The organism is Sulfurospirillum diekertiae, from assembly GCF_011769985.2.
Classification (GTDB): domain Bacteria; phylum Campylobacterota; class Campylobacteria; order Campylobacterales; family Sulfurospirillaceae; genus Sulfurospirillum; species Sulfurospirillum diekertiae.
On sequence record NZ_CP039734.2, the window covers coordinates 348,514 to 366,126 of the forward strand.

Sequence of the window (17,613 nt, forward strand, 5' to 3'; positions counted from 1 at the left end):
GATAGATTATTGGAGATTAGGTCATTATGGTAAATATCGAAAATGTAACGGTTACGTTTCAAACTAAAGAAGCCTCTTTTAAAGCCGTTGATGCTATTAATTTGCAGATTCAAGAGGGTGAAATATTTGGTATTGTGGGCACGAGTGGTGCTGGTAAAAGTACCCTTATTCGTACTATTAACCTTCTTCAAAAACCAACCTCAGGAAAGATATGGATTGCGGGAGAAGATATTACAGAATATACAGGATTAAAACTTAGAACCATCCGTCATACTATTGGGATGATTTTTCAGCATTTTAATCTCATTCATACAAAAACTGTTTTTGACAATGTCGCTTTTCCTATGGTTATTGCAGGAGCTTCTAAAGAGGCGATTTTACAAAGGGTTCCTGCACTTTTAGAGCTTGTCGGGTTATCGGACAAAATGCATGTTTATCCTTCCACCCTTTCAGGCGGGCAAAAACAACGTGTTGGTATTGCTCGGTCTCTTGCAAATAACCCTAGAATTCTTTTATGTGATGAACCTACCTCTGCGCTTGATCTTGAGACAACCAATGCAATTTTAGATCTTCTTAAAGAGATCAACAAAAAATTAGGCATTACGACCATTCTGATTACTCATGAGATGGATGTGATTAAAAAAATTTGTAACAAAGTTGCCGTGATGGATAAAGGTGTCGTGGTTGAAACAGGTAGTGTTTACGATATTTTCTCTCTTCCAAAACACCCTTTTACACAAAAATTAGTCGCACATACGCTTAATCTTGAGTTACCCTCTCGTATTTTGCAAGATGTGCAAGGGCGTCTCATTAAAGTTGTTTATAATGGAGATAGAGCAGAAGAACCCATATTAAGTGACGCGATTCGTACTTTTGGAGTAGACATTAATGTATTACATGGAAAAATTGAGTATATTGATGAAAAACCTCTGGGTGTACTTCTTTTAAATATTAATGCAAGTAGTGCTCAGATTGAACAAATTATAAGTTATCTTAAAGAACGCACTGCATCAGTGGAGGTATTTCATGGATAGTTTTATTGAACTTTTGCCCGATCTTTTAAAAGCATTTTGGGAAACATTACAAATGGTGGGTATCTCTTTTTTCTTCTCCATTATTTTAGGTATTCCTCTGGGGCTTTTTCTTTTCATAACTGACAAAGGGCTTTTTTGGGAAAATAAATTTCTCAATCTATTCAGTGGTTTGCTCATCAATGTTGTGCGTTCAACTCCCTATGTTATATTGTTGGTTTTACTTCTTCCTTTGACACAAATGCTCATTGGCTCAACCATAGGCCCCATTGCTGCTTCTTTTTCACTTTCCGTTGCAGCGATTGCTTTTTATGCGAGATTGGTGCAAGTATCATTGTGTGAAGTTGATAAAGGCGTTATTGAGGCGGCTACTGCTTATGGTGCAACACCGTTCCAAATTATTAAAAATGTTTTGCTCCCTGAAGCACTTCCTGGGCTTATTAGGGGACTCACAGTCACAGGCATCAGCCTTGTAGGATACTCTGCCATGGCAGGTATTGTGGGTGGTGGAGGCGTGGGCGATCTTGCAATTCGTTTTGGATATTATCGTTATGAAACGAACGTAATGATTATTACCGTTGTCATTCTTATTATTTTAGTGCAAATTCTCCAAGTATTTGGAGATAGCATTGCTACGAAAGTCGATAAAAAATAATTGTAGGCTCTAATTGTAGAGCCTTGGAGTAATTTTAGAATACTAAATTAACCCCGAAATAGTGCAGCACTTAAAGAATCATCTTTCTATTAAAGCAAAAAAACCATATTGATTTGGTAAAGTAACATTACTAAAAATTAGGATGATAATCTATGTCTGTACTTTGGGACGCTTTAACAAATGTTGATAATCTTACAATTGCTTTACTTCTTTTATCGCTAGGAATTGCTCTCTTTTATGAAATGATTAATGGTTTTCACGATACTGCCAATGCCGTTGCGATGATTATTTATACGCATTCTATGAAGGCACGTGACTCGGTTATTATGTCAGGTGTCATGAATTTTTTAGGTGTTTTAATGGGTGGAATTGGCGTTGCCTATGCTATTGTTCATCTGCTTCCTGTGGATATTATGGTTGCAACCAACAAAAATGCTTCCCTAGCAATGGTCTACGCACTTCTTATTTCTGCGGTCATATGGAATTTAGGGACATGGTATTTTGCCCTTCCAGTTTCAAGCTCGCATTCACTCATTGGCTCTATCATTGGCGTCAGTGCAACGTTTGGCGTTTTGAATGGGTTTGATATTTCCCAAAGTGTTAACTGGAAAGTCGTTTATGGTGTGCTTGCAGGCTTAGCCATTTCTCCTGTCATCGGCTTTGGTGTTGCATTTTTTATGATGCGGTTAGCTCGAAAATATATCGATAGTCCCAAATTATTTAAATCACCGACACAAGAAGAAAAACGTAAACACCCTAATTTTTGGGCACGTATGGGTATTATTGCCACAGGTGCAGGGGTTAGTTTTGCGCATGGCTCGAATGATGGTCAAAAGGGCATTGGTCTTATTATGATTATTCTCATTGGTATCTTACCTAATTATTATGCCCTCAATATGAACTCACATCAGTATAAAATAACTCAAACAAAAGACGCCGCCAACAATTTAGCGAGGTTTTATGCCGATAATAACGAAACATTGGTTCAAATGGTAAGTGAAAAAAGGCTTACGAGTGCCCTTAAAACAAAAAATACCATTGCAGAGTGTAACGTTGATCAAGTCGGTACATCGGCATCTTTGGTTGCTCAAAAGCTCGATAATTTAAAATCCTACGAAGACCTTATAGCAGAAGATATCTGGAGTGTTCGTACTACGATTTTATGTTCCGATAATTTCTTTGCTCAAGCGGAGAAGATATACCTTATTGGGGACAAAGACAAGTCAGACTACATTGCTACGCAGAGAAAAGCACTTGTTTCTCCCATAGAGTATGCCCCTACGTGGGTCATTATGGCTGTTGCTCTTGCGATTGGTATTGGTACGATGATAGGATATAAAAGAATTGTTGAAACTATTGGTGAAAAAATTGGTGCTAAACCGATTAATTATATGCAGGGAACGATTTCTCAATTGACAACAATGATCACCATTTTATTGGCAAACTTTGTACATGCTCCTGTGAGCACCACACATATTCTCTCCAGTGCCGTAACGGGTTCAATGGTCGCAGAACCTGATGGTGGTATCCAAAGAAGCACGGTGAAAATGATTGTTCTTTCATGGATTTTTACGTTACCCGTTACAGCAGTTCTTGGCTCAGCGATCTATATGCTTTTGAATTTTTTTATGAAATAAAGGAATTTTGATTGCCAAAAGCTTGGATACGTTGAAATGCTTATTTTTTAACATAGCCACTTTTGTAAAGGATGTTATAATTTCGCATTATTTCAAAGGAAATGTATGCGTGTAGGAATTATCGGAGCGGGTGGTGTTGGTGTTGAATTGGTCAGCTATCTTTTGACGTTGGGCAATATGAGTGAGATCGTTTTAGTGAATCGCAATAAAGACAAAGCATGGGCAGAAATAGAAGATTTTTCCTATGTTGCATCTTTTACCTACGCACGAAATACCCACTTGCATCATGGCGATTACACCGATTGTACGGGATGTGATGTGATCGTCATTACCGCTGGAGCAACCCTCAAAGGCAATCAAACCAGAGATGAACTTCTAGACGAAAATGCCACATTGATCAAAACCATCGTTCATGAATTACATACCTATGCCCCCAATGCCATTTTACTTATGGTGACCAATCCCGTAGATATTCTTACTCACATCGCCTTTAAAGAGGGACTTTATCCACGGGAACGTCTTATCAGTGCAGGCACTTTGGTGGATACCGCGCGTTTTATGAAAATTGTCAGCCAGAAAGTAGGCATTGATCCTAAGAATATTAATGGCTATGTTTTGGGTGAACATGGCAAAGGAAGTACGCTTCCATGGAGTATTTGCAATATTTGTGGTCTGGATGTTGACACCTTTTGTGAACTCAATGGCTTGCCGTTGTTAGATAAAGCACAGATCTATCAAGATGTCATTCATGCAGGATTTGAAATTTTTTACAAAAAGGGCAATACGAATCATAGTATTGCGGCCAGTGTTTTTCGCATCATCCGTGCCATTGCGAATGATGAGCACTCTGTCCTCCCTCTAGGGGTTTATCTTGATGGCGAATATGGATTGAGCGATGTTGTTCTTAATGTCCCCGTCGTCGTTACCCGCGAAGGGGCAACTAAAATTCTTCATTACAAACTGCTTCCAGAAGAGCTTGAAGCGTTACATGTAAGCGCACGCGTGATGCAAAAAATGGCGCGTGAAGTGCTTTAGCGCTCCCTCGCCCACTTCCAGTTTAAAATCTCTGGCATATCTTGCCCATACAGCTCAATGTAGGTTTTATGCTCACACAGTTTAGCACGCATTTTTGTTTTAATTACCTCGGCAAAAGGCTTCATTTTAGGCACGCGATCCATCACATCCATGACTAAATGAAATCGGTCCATATCGTTTAAAACGACCATATCAAAGGGTGTGGTAGTCGTTCCTTCTTCTTTATACCCTCTTACATGTAAATGATCATGATTGGCTCTTCGATATGCCAAACGGTGAATTAACCATGGGTAGCCATGATAGGCAAAAATAACCGGTGTATCTTTTGGGAAGAGACAATTAAAGGCTTCATGACTTAAACCATGTTGATGCTCTTCGTGAGGTTCAAGTGTCATTAAATCAACAACGTTGATAAAACGAATTTTAAGTTTTGGTACGACATCATTGAGAATACTCACTGCCGCTAAGGACTCTAGCGTGGGAACATCACCACAACATGCCATCACCACATCAGGCTCGCATCCTTCATCATTACTTGCCCATTCCCAAATACCAATTCCTTTTTCGCAATGTTCGATTGCTGCTTCCATACCAAGCCACTGAAGTTCAGGCTGTTTGCCTGCAACGATGACATTAATGGCATTGAGACTTTTAAGGCAGTGCGCTCCAACCCACAAAAGGGTGTTAGCATCAGGGGGAAAATAGACATTGACAATATGAGCCTTTTTATTGACAACAACATCAATAAATCCGGGGTCTTGGTGCGAAAAACCGTTGTGGTCTTGTCTCCAAACATGTGAGGTTAAAAGATAGTTGAGTGATGCAATGGGTTTACGCCATGGTATTTCACGACTGGTGACCTTCAGCCATTTGGCATGTTGATTAAACATGGAGTCGATGATGTGGATAAAGGCTTCATAACAGGAGAAAAAGCCATGTCTTCCCGTTAGGAGATATCCCTCAAGCCAGCCTTGGCAAGTATGTTCAGAGAGTATTTCCATCACTCTACCATCTTGAGTGAGATGGTCATCGGTTTCGTAGTGCTCTGCCATCCAGACGCGATTCGTCACTTCAAAAAGAGCTCCTAGACGATTGGACGCCGTTTCATCAGGGCCAAATACACGAAAGTTGTGCATGTTCTGGCGCATGACATCTCGTAAAAAATTGCCTAAAATACGGGTAGATTCGGCACTCGTTTTTCCATGATGCTGAACGTCTACTGCATAAGTTTTAAAATCAGGTAAATGCAAAGGTTGAAGGAGCGCTCCACCGTTGGTGTGAGGGTTTGCTCCCATACGTTTCGTGCCTTTGGGTGCGAGCGAAGCGAGTTTAGGGATAAGTTTGCCCTTTTTATCAAAAAGCTCTTCGGGTTGATAGCTTTTCATCCAGTTTTCAAGAATGGTGATGTGTTCAGGTTTTTGATCAAGTGCTGAGAGCGGCACTTGGTGTGAACGCCATGAGCCTTCTGTTTTGAGCCCATCGACCTCTTTAGGACCGCTCCAGCCTTTGGGACTTCGTAGAATAATCATTGGCCAAGAAGGACGCTCTGTACTTCCGTTGACTCTGGATTCATGCCAAATCGTTTTAATTTTGGAGATGATGCTATCCATCGTTTCAGCCATTTTTTGATGCATTGCCATTGGCTCATCGCCTTCAACAAAATAAGGCTCATAACCATATCCGATGAAGAGTTTTTCAAGTTCATCGTGTGAAATACGCGCCAATACCGTTGGATTGGCGATTTTGTAGCCATTAAGATGCAAGATAGGAAGCACTACCCCATCACGTTTGGGGTTTAAAAATTTATTGGAATGCCATGCGGTAGCCAGTGGGCCTGTTTCGGCCTCACCATCGCCTACTACGCAACACGCAATCAAATCAGGATTATCAAAGACTGCACCATACGCATGGGAGAGGGCATAACCCAGTTCACCTCCTTCATGAATAGAACCCGGTGTTTCAGGTGCGGCGTGGCTAGGAATGCCGCCTGGAAAAGAGAACTGTTTAAAGAGCTTTTGAAGTCCCTTCTCATCTTGTGAAATATCAGGATAAATTTCGCTGTATGTTCCTTCTAAATATGTATTGGCAACGACAGCGGGTCCTCCATGTCCAGGTCCTGCGATAAAGAACATATTGAGATCATCTTGAATGATAACACGGTTCATGTGCGCATAGATAAAATTAAGCCCTGGTGTTGTACCCCAATGTCCTAAAAGGCGAGGTTTAATATGCTTTAAACTCAAAGGTTCTTTCAAAAGGGGGTTATCAAGCAAATAAATCTGCCCAACGGAAAGATAATTAGCGGCACGCCAATAAGCATGAATTTTTTGAAGTTCTTGGTGTGAAAGTGGTTGATGTTTCATAACAACTCCTTTAGGATGAGTCATGATTATGCTACTTCAATTTTACTTAAAACATACGTATTATATTTTACATGTAAACGTAAAAAAGCGTTTTATGTTTTGCAAACTATGCTACAATTTGCGCTTAATTTACATATAAAAAGGCTGAATATGGGAATTAGCATTAAAAAGCTTGAAGCATTGGTAGATGATGTTGTTTTACCCTTTGAACAATTTATTATGGAAGATACAAGATTGGCTCGCTATTTATCCAATCCAGATGTTGCAAAAGTACATAACTTAGCCGTTGCAAAACTCACGGTTTACATTTATTCTAATCTTAAACATGCGTATGGCTTAATCCAAGAAGGGGCACAAAAACATAAGCTCAAGGAAATTCCCCTTGAAAATCTTAGAGAGTTTTATTCGCTCTATTTTGTACTTTGCCGTGAATGGAATCAACAGCATTTTGAAGCCGAAGATCGTTTTGGAAAAAACTTGGAGATCATAGAGCAGTTTGTGTATGACTCTTTTGCGAAAGAAAATGAGAGCAAAGAAGAATTTTTTATCTATGATTCACCTGAAATTTCGCAAGATATAGCCAAAATGCACTATAAAGACGATGCTAAAATCAGTGCCGTGAATTTTTGTGCAGAAGGGAGCATTGACGAGCTCGATATTCAAGATATTTTAGAAAGTTGTGATGAGCTGGCTGAAGTGGTACAAGACTATAACATCGCGTATGATGAAGCCTATTTTTTAGGTGTTAAAGAGCGTCTAGATTCGTATGCAACCGTTTTGGAAAAGAATTTAGAATTTCGCGATTTAGGTTATAGCATCGCAAAGCTCTCTTTATCGCTGGAAGAACATCTTGATTTTTTACCCAATCATGCCAATAAAAAGAAAATTCTAGTCATTTTAAATGCTATTGTTGAAGATTTAATTGGTTGGACAAATGCTATTTTAAAAGAAAAAACAGCGATCGATATCCACTATTTAGATGCGTCACTTTTCTCAAGCATTATTCAGTTTGAAATGATGCTCGCACCCGTCGTTGAAGAGGAAGATTCATTAGAATTTTTCTAATTTTGTGTGTTGTATCATAAGGATTGAATATGCTTTTAGCCATTACCCATCTGCCTTCACCTAAACTTCAAAACTGTGAGCTTACCTTTTTGCAAAGCGAGCCCATTTCGATTGAAAAAGCCAACGAACAACATCAACAGTATTGCACCATGTTAGAGCGCTGTGGTGCGAAAGTGATTGTTTTAGAGAATAATGTCGCGTATCCCGATAGTGTTTTTGTGGAAGATCCGATCATTGTTTTTGATGAGGTAGCTGTGCTGACATCTATGGGCGTGGAATCACGCAGGGCTGAGAGTGCGTACATGGAAAAAATCTTTTTGAAGTACCGTAAAATTGAGCGCATAGCTTTACCTGCTAAAATTGAAGGCGGTGATGTTTTAAAAGTAGGCAAAAAAATATTTGTGGGTGAATCTGCTCGTACCAATATGGAGGGTATTCAAGCCCTTGAAGCCATCATAAAACCTTTTGGCTATGCGGTAATCTCAGTCAAAGTTACTGGATGTCTACATCTTAAAACGGGAGTGACTGCATTGGATGATCAGACAATTTTGATTAACGCAAACTGGGTCGATGCTGATGCCTTTGAGGGCTTTAGTAAAGTCGAAGTTCCCGATGATGAGCCGTTTGGTGCGAACGTTCTTCAAATTGGCGACATTGTGTGTATGAATGAAGCATTCCCTAAAACCATGATGCTTGTAAAATCTTTAGGTTATAAAGTGGATTCAGCAAATATCAGTGAGTTTGTCAAAGCCGAAGCAGGACTTACCTGCATGAGTGTGCCGTTTACATGTAAAGAGTAGATGCGGAAGAAAGAGGCAAATTTATCTCTTTACATGTAAAGTTAGAATGCGTTATTTTAAAGCCTTCACATAAACTAAAGGATCGTTTAAAAGAGGCAGATATTCGCCATCATACAACGCGTCTTTTTCATCGATTAATGTCTCAGTAATACCTGCACCTTCGGTTAAAATGGCCTCTTTTTCCACAGGGCGATCGGTGATGATTTCGCCTATCTGATAGGGTCTGCCATCAAGATGCGTGTAGGCTTCTTTGGCATTTCTAAAATAACGAAAGGTAAAAGGCGTTTTGGCAAACACATCTTTTCCTAAAGTAAAGCGTTGGGTCGCAACCACTTTTCGATACCCTATTGCGCCATTCAATGCCTCTCTTTCGGTGGGATAGAGCAAGCTTGGTTGAATAAATCCCTCTGGCGTGAGATACGCTTTGCGGTCCACACATTCGCCCATGAGCTTTACATGTAAACGTTGTTGTGACACTAAAGTCTCAGGGTGCTGTAAATCCAAAGCACGCCAATCATCGCTAAAACCGTGTGCTTTCGTGATCGTTTCCATCAAAAAGGCTTCCATGCTTGCAGGCATCACTCCGTACAAATTCGCCCCCACAACATGCTTTAAAAAATACCCAAATTCGCCTTGCTGTGTTTTGCGGTTGAGCGGATCGCCTCTGTTTGAAGTCGCTTTCCCCTCTTTAAGCGTGTAAGCGAGATAATCCATCTCCGCCCAGCCAAGCTTTTCAGGGAATTTACGTGGAAATGCCCACGTCGAATCAATCGTATTGCTACTGCCCGAAGTAAAGGCGGAAGGTTCAAAGCCGTAATTGTCGCTGTGGCAACCGATGCATTGCATCAACTCTTCGGCTTTTTGAGGGCGTAGATTTCCTTTGGCATCTTCGATAAATCCTGCCAAAAGCCAACCTGCACCGTTGTTGATCCAGCCTTGTTTTTCGTTGAGATAGATAGGCGCATCTTCATCTTTTTCGACCGCTTCTCCTGGGTAAAACATCTTGGTTTTCACCATGTAGCGTATCTCTTTCACGCGAGTTGCACGTGTTCCTTTCGCGCGCAAATCGACATAATGCAATGGGTGAGCAAACTCCGTGTAAAGCGGATAAATCCCACGATGCACTTCTACATCATGTGCTTTGCCATAGTACGTTTGAGGATCGTTCGCTTCAAGCCTGTCGGTAATCACACGCTCTAAAAGATCAAGATTTTGGGCATAAATGGCTTCACTCCATGCTCCTTTTTCATCTTGCATAAACGTTTTAGGCAAACGAATATAAATACCCGAAACACTGCCACTCATCGGTGTGAAAATACCATACGGCATAAAATTAATCGCACGCCAGCCTGTCATGTCACCAAAAATGGCACGTTCTTTACTTTGGGTACGCACAAAACCATCTTCTTTTGCAGGAAGATCGGAAGGCGAAAGGTCGGGGAAAAGCCTCCAAGGAGAGCTGTCTTGTCCATTGTCCCAACCCATTTTTCCACCACGCTTGGCATAAGCATCGCTCCAATTATCGTGTTTAAGATACTCAAGCATTGTGCTTTCATCAAAGCGGTTGGCACTTTTTTGATACGCTGCTTCGAGTCGCTCAGGATAGAGGGTATTTTCCCAAGGGTTGATTGTCGCCGCAATGGTTTGTTGGGTGACAGGAGCAAAGCTATAGGTGGTTTGAAGATTGCCCGTGACAGTAGAAAGTCCCGCTTGGGGGTTGTTGTTTCCCAAATGCGCTCGTGCAGGGGCGTTGGTATGGCAAAACATGCAGGCATTTTGAGTCCCGCCACCGGTTTCGATGTAACATTGTGCGGGAATATTGGCATAAGGATTGTGAAGTGTCGTACGGCTGATAAATTCACCCATCAATGTGCCGCCAAAGCCCACAATGGGGCTAAGGCAGAGCAGAGAGATGAGGCGATTAAAGCCCAGGGATGCCATAGATGTATCCAACTGGCGCTTGAAATTTATCGATCAGTGGTGTCAGTTTTTGTTGAAGCTCTTTACTCGTGGTTTTAGTAAAATCACCAAGATGTTGCGCGTTACTCATGATGTACGCGTAGCCGTTGAGGTTTTCAACGACTTGAAGCCCTGTGGACTCAGCTCCCGCAGGAATGGAGAGGATACGAGAAAGTTTTTTCGTGTCGATGTTATACGCCCATAGGTAGTTGTTGACGTGTGCGCCACTGTCTTCACCAATGAAAAGTGTGCGAGCGCGTGAAGAGTAAAAGAGGTTGTCGGTATTGGCGATTTTATCAACCACGCAGGTATTGCCATCTTTGTCCATTGCCATTTCTTCTCCTAAAAGCATGCTTGGTACATGCATGGAGATGGGAACAAAGTCGCTTGCGATCGGCTCATTGTTACTGTCTTTAATATTGCCTGAAAGGGCTAGCTCATACGTACCACCACAGCGATTTTTGGCGACTTTAATGTCATCGTTGGCAAAGGTACTGTCTTTAGCCATCCCTTTTTCGATGTAGGACATGGCGATGTAGAGTTTTTTATCTTCTGGGTTAAAGGCAACCCCTTCCATTTTGTTAAACTCGGTCGTCGCTCCAAGATACGCGGCGTAACGTCTCGTTTCTAAGAAAGCCGCCACTTTTTCCATGCCCGGTTTGAGTTTGAGGTATTCGATGTCTGAATGGCCTGCTTTGATCGCTTTAAACCCTTCGTGTTTGCTTGCATCAAAGCTTGCAGGTGCATACGCTTCAAAAATATCATTAAACGTATATTTCTCTTTCCACTCCATCACTTCTTTGGTAGAGGCATGCCCTAATTTGATCCATGAAAGCGTTGCTTGACCGCCATCTTTGGCACCGTCTTCACTGGTTTGATGCCATTTTGCCGCGTACATCGACCCATTGTCTAAATCACCTTTGGCGTCGCCTATGTACATGAACAGACCGACATTGGTGCCATCATCGCCGAAAAAAGCGGTTTTACCATCGCTCATAATTTTCGCCATCTCCCATGTGCCTCGACCCATCGCAAAATGTTTGGTGACATTGGTTTTGCCATTTTTATCGACAGCCACTTCGGTGATGTGACCGTAATCGTAAGGATTGGCCTCTTTTTTGCCCTCAAAGTAGAGCTCGCTCATCGCTTTTAAGCCTTTTTGCGCTTTTTTGAACTCTTTGCCACTGGAAGCGGTGAAGAAAAGATCATAATCTTCTTCGGTTCCTAGGTGGGTATTCCAAGGCGTTTGCGAGCCTGCACAGGGAATCCAAATGCCACCCACTTTGGAGAAGTCAATCGGGTATTGATCAACGGCTTTGAGTTTGCCATTTTTAGCATCTTGCTTGATGGAAGTCAGTGTCATACTCATCGGTGCTCGCTCGTGCCACACATCGGTTTTCTCTGCCGAAGAGCCATCGCTTAAAATCCAGTCGTACTCATAGTGTGTGACAAGATAGAGTGAACCGTCCACATTTAAAAGTGAGTTGCTATCAGGAGTTTCAGCAATGAGTGGTTTGCCAAAAGGGTCAAGCAAAGGCTTCATGGAAGCGGTGTAAAGTTGTCCTGCGGGGTTTTTATTGGTTCCGACTTTGTCTTTGACGCCAAAGAGTGTTTGGTACGAGAGATTGCGCTCAATCATTCCGCCACTTGCAGTGTGAATAATTACTTTGGCTTCCGAGTAAGCTTTTGCCATCTGCTCAGGAGTTTTGGGTGCATCCATTCCTATAAATTCGACTGAGCCTGCTGCACATAAGCTTGAAGCAACAAAAGAGAGCGATACACAGAGTGTTGTAAACGATTTCACGAAAGCCTCCAGATAAAAATTTTGATAGTATAATCGTAGGCAAGAAGAGTTACAAAGATGTTACAATCTTAAAAATAAGTGCTAATTTAGACAGCTATGTAGGAGTTGAAGTAAGCTGATTTAGAATAAAATGTCTTAAATTTATAAGGAGGAAAAATGAAAACATTTGTAGCATTTTTTATGCTTTTCATGTGTGCAACCCTCTCGTTCGCCAAAGAGGGATTTGTCACGTATGTTGTTGATGGTAAAACGTATGAAGGGTACTATACTACGCCTTCGGATGAAGCACCGTTAGTTTTTATCGTACACGATTGGGATGGACTGAATGAATACGAAATGACACGTGCGAAGATGCTTAATGCTCTTGGCTATGGTGCTTTTGCCATAGATCTTTTTGGACAGGGCGTGAAACCTGTTACGATTGAAGAAAAAAAAGCTTTAACCAATGCACTTTATAATGACCGTGCAAAAATGCGTAAACTTCTTGATGCAGGTTATCAAGCGGCTAAAAAAGAGGGTGCAAACGTCTCTAATGCCATAGGTATTGGTTACTGTTTTGGTGGTGCGGCGCTTTTGGAGATGGCACGTATGGGAACACCCCTTAAAGGTTTTGCGATTTTTCACGGTGGCTTAGCAACACCAGCAGGTGAAGACTATACACAAACAAAAGGGTTTATTTTGGTTTTACACGGTTCAGCCGATGAGAGTGTGAGTCTGGATGAATTTACAGGCCTTGCGAAAGAGCTTGAAAAAACAGGCATTAAGCATGAAATGATCACGTACAGTGGCGCTCCGCATGCGTTTAGCGTGTTTGGAACTGATCGTTACAGAGAAGATGCAGATAAAAAATCATGGCGAAGATTGGTCGAATTTTTAGGAGAGATGCTTTCAAAATAGAGGTATATTTTTTGCTTGTATCTTTACATGTAAAAGGAGTTAGCCATGGATAGCAGACTATTTCAAATTGATCCGTATGCAGGTATCAGTTATGGGCTTTACAATTCAATTAAAGGTGATAAAGGAAGCTTTGAAGATTTTTTGTTGCACTATGATTCTACAGGTGCTAACAATGAAGACAGTTCGTGGTTAACCAAACTTGTCAAAGACGATAACAACAAAGCACTAAGCTCTCCTGCTGTATGGGAAGCAATGAATACCCTTGGCGTTAATGGACTTGATCTTATGAGCTCAGTAAGTTCATCTGATTTTTTTGATACACAAGCAAGTGCACTCAAACTTCAACTGATGCAAGCGTTTAGCAAACGAGAAGATTATGCTCAGATGAAGCCGTTACTTGAACAACTGATGAGTTAACGGCACACATAGGAAACAATATCTGACTCAATGGTGCCAATTGCTGGTTGGTACCATTCTGTGAGATTATTCGCTGGAATATTCCGTGCAGACTTTGCGTTATAACCAATTTGTCTGAAGTATCGTGAAGGACAATTAATTTCTGCTTTAATATATAAAATCGTGTCAAAGCTTTGACGTCTCAAGACAACATAATTCACCGTTGCTTGTTTACCTACTTCCAGTAGATAGTATTTGTAGATGTCTTTATAGGCAGTCCGTGGAATTTCGATGTCTTGAGATTTTTGCGCACTATAGGCACTAAGAGCCATAATAAGGCTCAAAAATATTCGTATCATCATGTGTTCCTCCATTGTAAATCTTTCAATTTATTGTATCAAAAGCAGCCTCAAACAGATATGAGTAAGAACTTTTTAGATAGAAAAACTATAAAGCAATTTCATAATTTTGTCATCTTTTAGGTACAATAACTTTATAGCACTAGCACAAGTTTGACAAAAGGGCTTTGTATGAGAAATAGTGTGAACAACAATCAAGAACAACAAGATAAGATCAAATTTCTTACACAAGAACTCCTTCGCGTGCAGAAAAATCTTGTTGAACAGTTTTACACAGACTCTCTGACACGCCTTCCCAATCTCTATCAGCTCCGACACGACCTTGAAGAAGGGAGTGACTTTACGCTTATTATTGCAAACATCGACAATTTTAAATTACTGAATGATTTTTATGGCTTTGTTGTGGGTGATTTTATTTTAGAGTCCTTCGCAAAGAGTTTGAAAACAGAACTTGATGAAGTCTCTGTTTACCGCATTGCGGGTGATGAATTTGCTATATTAGTAGGTAAAAGGATGAGTTTTTATCTGCTCAAAAATTATCTGACGCATCTTTCCAAACAACTCACCCATCTCAAATATGCTTATGCGCAGACCGAAATTTATGTAGACTGCACGCTCTCTTCCAGTGCAAGTTTTACCAGTGATGACATCTTTTCTAAAGTCAATATGGCACTCAAATACGCCAAAAAAGAGCAGTTGAAATTTTGGATATACGAAGACACGATGAATTTTTCGCAAGAGTACGAGAGCAATCTCAAATATGCTACAAAAGTGCGTAAAGCCATTGTGGATTTTTCAGGTATTGTGCCTTATTTTCAACCTATTATTGACAACAAGACCAATGAAATTATTAAGTTTGAAGCACTTTCACGCCTGGTGGATGAGGACGGTGCAATTCATTCACCGCACAACTTCATTCCCGTTGCAAAGATGATTAAAGTGTATGATAAAATCACGATGGCTATCATCGATAAGAGCTTTCAGGTTTTTAAATCCCATGCGTTCGATTTTAGCATCAACCTCTCATTTGAGGATATCATTAACCAAGATATTTACGATTTCATTATCTCTAAATTACGTGATTCTAACATGGGACATAGAGTCACATTTGAGCTTTTAGAGTCAGAGAAAGTCAATGACTTTAACAAGGTGATCCATTTTTTTAATGAGATCAAACGCTATGGAGCCAAAGTGGCGATTGACGATTTTGGAAGCGGTTTTTCCAACTTCTCTTACATCACCAAACTTAGTCCTGATTTTATTAAAATAGATGGTAGTCTCATCAAAGACATCGACCAAGACAAAAATGCTCAGATTATTGTAGAGACGATCGTGGACTTTTCCAAAAAACTGGGCATAAAAACCGTTGCAGAGTTTGTTCACTCTAGCACGGTTCTCTCCACCGTTAAACAGCTGGGTATCGACTATTCTCAGGGCTATTTTCGATATGCCTTCTCCTCACATTCTCAAATAAACACTTTACATGTAAAGCTTACGCGACCTCGGTATCCCATAAAATTACTCACCCCGTATTCGGGATCGGGAATGACATATTTGAAATATTCACTCGTTCCTTTTCGCCCATGCAACCGCACCGCAATTTGCCCCTCTTTTAAAAGCTGTTTCATTTCATATTCGCTGAGGCTTCGCTTATTCCAGCGCAAAAAAGTATTCGAGTAAACCCGAAACCGACACGTTGCATCACTGCTAAACACATAATCATCGTTGATGTCCCGCTCTTTTTTCGCATGCTCGCAACTGTAAAGATTGACCTTTTGACCTTGAATGGTAAGCTTTTGCGAGATTACCGCACCTCCACAATACGGGCATTTGCCAAGAACCATCATGCACCTCAGTTTTGATTTATAAAGTTATGATAGCAAAGTGAGAGAAGAGGGGTTTAAAATATTTCAGAATGAAAGATTTTACTCTTTGAGCAAAATGCCACTTTCGACAAAATTACTGATTTTATTCACAACTTCTATATCGTTTTGTGAAAAGTATTTTTTGTGAAAGAAATATTTGTAAATTATAAATAGCATATTTTTGTTTTGTTCAATATATGCAAAATGATAATTTAAAGCTTCCGTTGGGATAGTTTTACTTTCACTGGAAGAGTATCTTTGTTCAACTCGCTTTTTTAGTTCATGTAAAAAAACTTCTATTATTGGTGGATTTTTAGTATCAATGACTTCCAAAGAGTATGAAACTTTTTCAGGAATATTTATATAGAAATCAGGGGATATTTCTTTTTTTGAATCAGAAGAATTTAGTCTTCTTGGAATGTTTACAGATAATCGGATAATGAGATTATATTTTGAAAAAATTACTGTTATTAGTGTCAAAAGATAAATAGCTCTTTCATTAGTATCTTTTATTTTTTCGACATATTCTAAACAATTATTGAGCACTTGAATATAAATACGCGCATTTTTTTCTTCACTGAGTTTAATAGCGTCTAAAATAGTTGTTTTATAAGATTGAAGAGGCGCGTATTTCTCATCTTGATAGATGACCTCGAAAAGCTCTTCAATCGTTGGATTATAGAGTATAAATTTATTTACACTTTTTTCTTTAACGGTATTGAAAACATTTGTATCATGGTCTTGAAAAAACTCTTGATTTAAAATGATGATGGTTTTGGTTTGGAAGTTTTCGGTGAGGTTTGTGATAAAACCAAAAAGATCGTTAAGGTCGATTTTGGAAGATTTTCGCTCAAAATCGTCAAAACAAATAACGCCTCCATTCAAAAGTGCATCGGTACCTTTTTTAAGTTTTTCATTGTTGTTTAATTCTTCGATTTGTTTGCTTGTATTGCTTGCATCAATTCCTACGCCAAATACAGTTATTTTAGGCATAAGACTTGTCATTTTTGTAAAAACAGAATAGGTTTGGCTAATGATATCCGTCTCTCTAGATTGGACGAAACTATATGATTTTTGCAAAATTTCATTTTGAAGTTCTTCGATAGAATCCTTGCCATAAAGACTCACGAAAATATAACTTTTCTTTTTGTCTTTTATTTTTGGAATTAAATCTGTTTCAATGATATTTTTCCAAAAGTGGGTTTTTCCTGAACCCCATACACCTGAGAGCATCAAAATAGTGCCATTATTATCATCGTTATCTAAATACGATTTATTACCTTCAATAAGGTATTTTTTGATGCTCTCAGAATTTGCCATAAATTACAAAAACCTCTCCACAAAACGATCCAAATCTTCATCGCTCAAAGCCCCTGAAACACGCTCTACTTCTTTCCCATTTTTGAAAACGATCAGCGTAGGAATAGAACGAATCTTAAAGCGTGAGGCTAAAAACTGCTCGGCTTCGGTGTCGACTTTGGCGAACAAAACACGCAAAGGGTACGCTCGCGCTGCTTGTTGGAAGGTGGGGGCGAAGCCTTTGCACGGACCACACCACGGCGCCCAAAAGTCTACAATGACGGGAACATCGGTACTCTCAATGACTGCTTCAAGGGTGTCGCTAGTGAGTGCGATGGGGTGTGGGTCGAGTAAGGAAGCTTTACATTTACCACAGTTGACTTTTTTGTAAACTTCCTGTTTAGGGACATTATTGGTTGCAAGGCAAGAGGGACAAATAACTTTCATG

Annotated in this window: 15 protein-coding genes; 9 read left to right on the top strand and 6 right to left on the bottom strand. The window is 40.2% G+C overall.

Annotation, left to right across the window (positions count from 1 at the left end):
• The first annotated feature begins 26 nt into the window (after positions 1–26).
• The 4 genes from FA584_RS01865 (at position 27) to FA584_RS01880 (ending at position 4,358) form a co-directional block, all read left to right on the top strand.
• A complete protein-coding gene (locus tag FA584_RS01865; protein ID WP_167750088.1) occupies positions 27–1,034 on the top strand; it encodes a methionine ABC transporter ATP-binding protein in 1,008 nt (335 codons plus the stop codon).
• Positions 1,027–1,686 carry a methionine ABC transporter permease gene (locus FA584_RS01870; RefSeq protein ID WP_167750089.1) on the top strand — a complete coding sequence of 220 codons (660 nt, stop codon included), beginning with the start codon at positions 1,027–1,029 and terminating at the stop codon, positions 1,684–1,686. Before FA584_RS01865 ends, FA584_RS01870 begins: the two co-directional genes overlap by 8 nt.
• A gap of 152 nt (positions 1,687–1,838) precedes the next feature.
• A complete protein-coding gene (locus FA584_RS01875; protein ID WP_167750090.1) occupies positions 1,839–3,323 on the top strand; it encodes an inorganic phosphate transporter in 1,485 nt (494 codons plus the stop codon).
• A gap of 105 nt (positions 3,324–3,428) precedes the next feature.
• Positions 3,429–4,358, top strand: coding sequence for a lactate/malate family dehydrogenase (locus FA584_RS01880; RefSeq protein WP_167750091.1), 930 nt, complete (start codon positions 3,429–3,431; stop codon positions 4,356–4,358).
• Here the strand turns inward: FA584_RS01880 and FA584_RS01885 are convergent.
• Positions 4,355–6,721, bottom strand: coding sequence for a phosphoketolase family protein (locus tag FA584_RS01885; RefSeq protein WP_167750092.1), 2,367 nt, complete (start codon positions 6,719–6,721; stop codon positions 4,355–4,357). The genes FA584_RS01880 and FA584_RS01885 overlap by 4 nt on opposite strands.
• A gap of 150 nt (positions 6,722–6,871) precedes the next feature.
• On the opposite strand from FA584_RS01885, the gene FA584_RS01890 reads away from it, so the two are divergent.
• Positions 6,872–7,786: a hypothetical protein gene (locus FA584_RS01890; protein WP_167750093.1), complete on the top strand. Its 915-nt coding sequence runs from the start codon at positions 6,872–6,874 to the stop codon at positions 7,784–7,786.
• 29 nt (positions 7,787–7,815) lie between these two features.
• Entirely contained in the window at positions 7,816–8,586 is a 771-nt protein-coding gene (locus FA584_RS01895) for a dimethylarginine dimethylaminohydrolase family protein (RefSeq protein WP_167750094.1), read from the top strand.
• A gap of 51 nt (positions 8,587–8,637) precedes the next feature.
• Here FA584_RS01895 and FA584_RS01900 read toward each other — a convergent pair whose 3' ends face one another.
• Entirely contained in the window at positions 8,638–10,527 is a 1,890-nt protein-coding gene (locus FA584_RS01900) for an Aq_1262 family (lipo)protein (protein WP_167750095.1), read from the bottom strand.
• Positions 10,508–12,349, bottom strand: a complete 1,842-nt coding sequence (locus tag FA584_RS01905) for a PhoX family protein (protein ID WP_167750096.1) — start codon at positions 12,347–12,349, stop codon at positions 10,508–10,510. Before FA584_RS01905 ends, FA584_RS01900 begins: the two co-directional genes overlap by 20 nt.
• 156 nt (positions 12,350–12,505) lie before the next feature.
• On the opposite strand from FA584_RS01905, the gene FA584_RS01910 reads away from it, so the two are divergent.
• Together FA584_RS01910 and FA584_RS01915 are read left to right on the top strand one after the other, a co-directional pair.
• Entirely contained in the window at positions 12,506–13,246 is a 741-nt protein-coding gene (locus tag FA584_RS01910) for a dienelactone hydrolase family protein (protein ID WP_096045747.1), read from the top strand.
• 45 nt (positions 13,247–13,291) lie between these two features.
• Entirely contained in the window at positions 13,292–13,663 is a 372-nt protein-coding gene (locus tag FA584_RS01915; protein ID WP_096045748.1) for a hypothetical protein, read from the top strand.
• Here FA584_RS01915 and FA584_RS01920 read toward each other — a convergent pair.
• Positions 13,660–14,004 (bottom strand): hypothetical protein, encoded by a 345-nt coding sequence (locus tag FA584_RS01920; RefSeq protein WP_096047769.1) that lies wholly within the window; start codon positions 14,002–14,004, stop codon positions 13,660–13,662. The two genes, FA584_RS01915 and FA584_RS01920, sit on opposite strands and share 4 nt — an antisense overlap.
• 168 nt (positions 14,005–14,172) lie before the next feature.
• Here FA584_RS01920 and FA584_RS01925 point away from each other — a divergent pair, with 168 nt between their 5' ends.
• The gene (locus FA584_RS01925) at positions 14,173–15,681 is read left to right on the top strand and encodes an EAL domain-containing protein (RefSeq protein WP_228448580.1); all 1,509 of its coding nucleotides are present in this window, start codon (positions 14,173–14,175) and stop codon (positions 15,679–15,681) included.
• A gap of 245 nt (positions 15,682–15,926) precedes the next feature.
• Here the strand turns inward: FA584_RS01925 and FA584_RS01930 are convergent, their stop codons facing one another.
• Both FA584_RS01930 and trxC read right to left on the bottom strand, forming a co-directional pair.
• Positions 15,927–17,186, bottom strand: coding sequence for a P-loop NTPase fold protein (locus tag FA584_RS01930; RefSeq protein ID WP_096045751.1), 1,260 nt, complete (start codon positions 17,184–17,186; stop codon positions 15,927–15,929).
• Between the two features lie 3 nt (positions 17,187–17,189).
• A complete protein-coding gene (trxC, locus tag FA584_RS01935; RefSeq protein ID WP_096045752.1) occupies positions 17,190–17,612 on the bottom strand; it encodes a thioredoxin TrxC in 423 nt (140 codons plus the stop codon).
• Position 17,613: the final 1 nt, after the last annotated feature.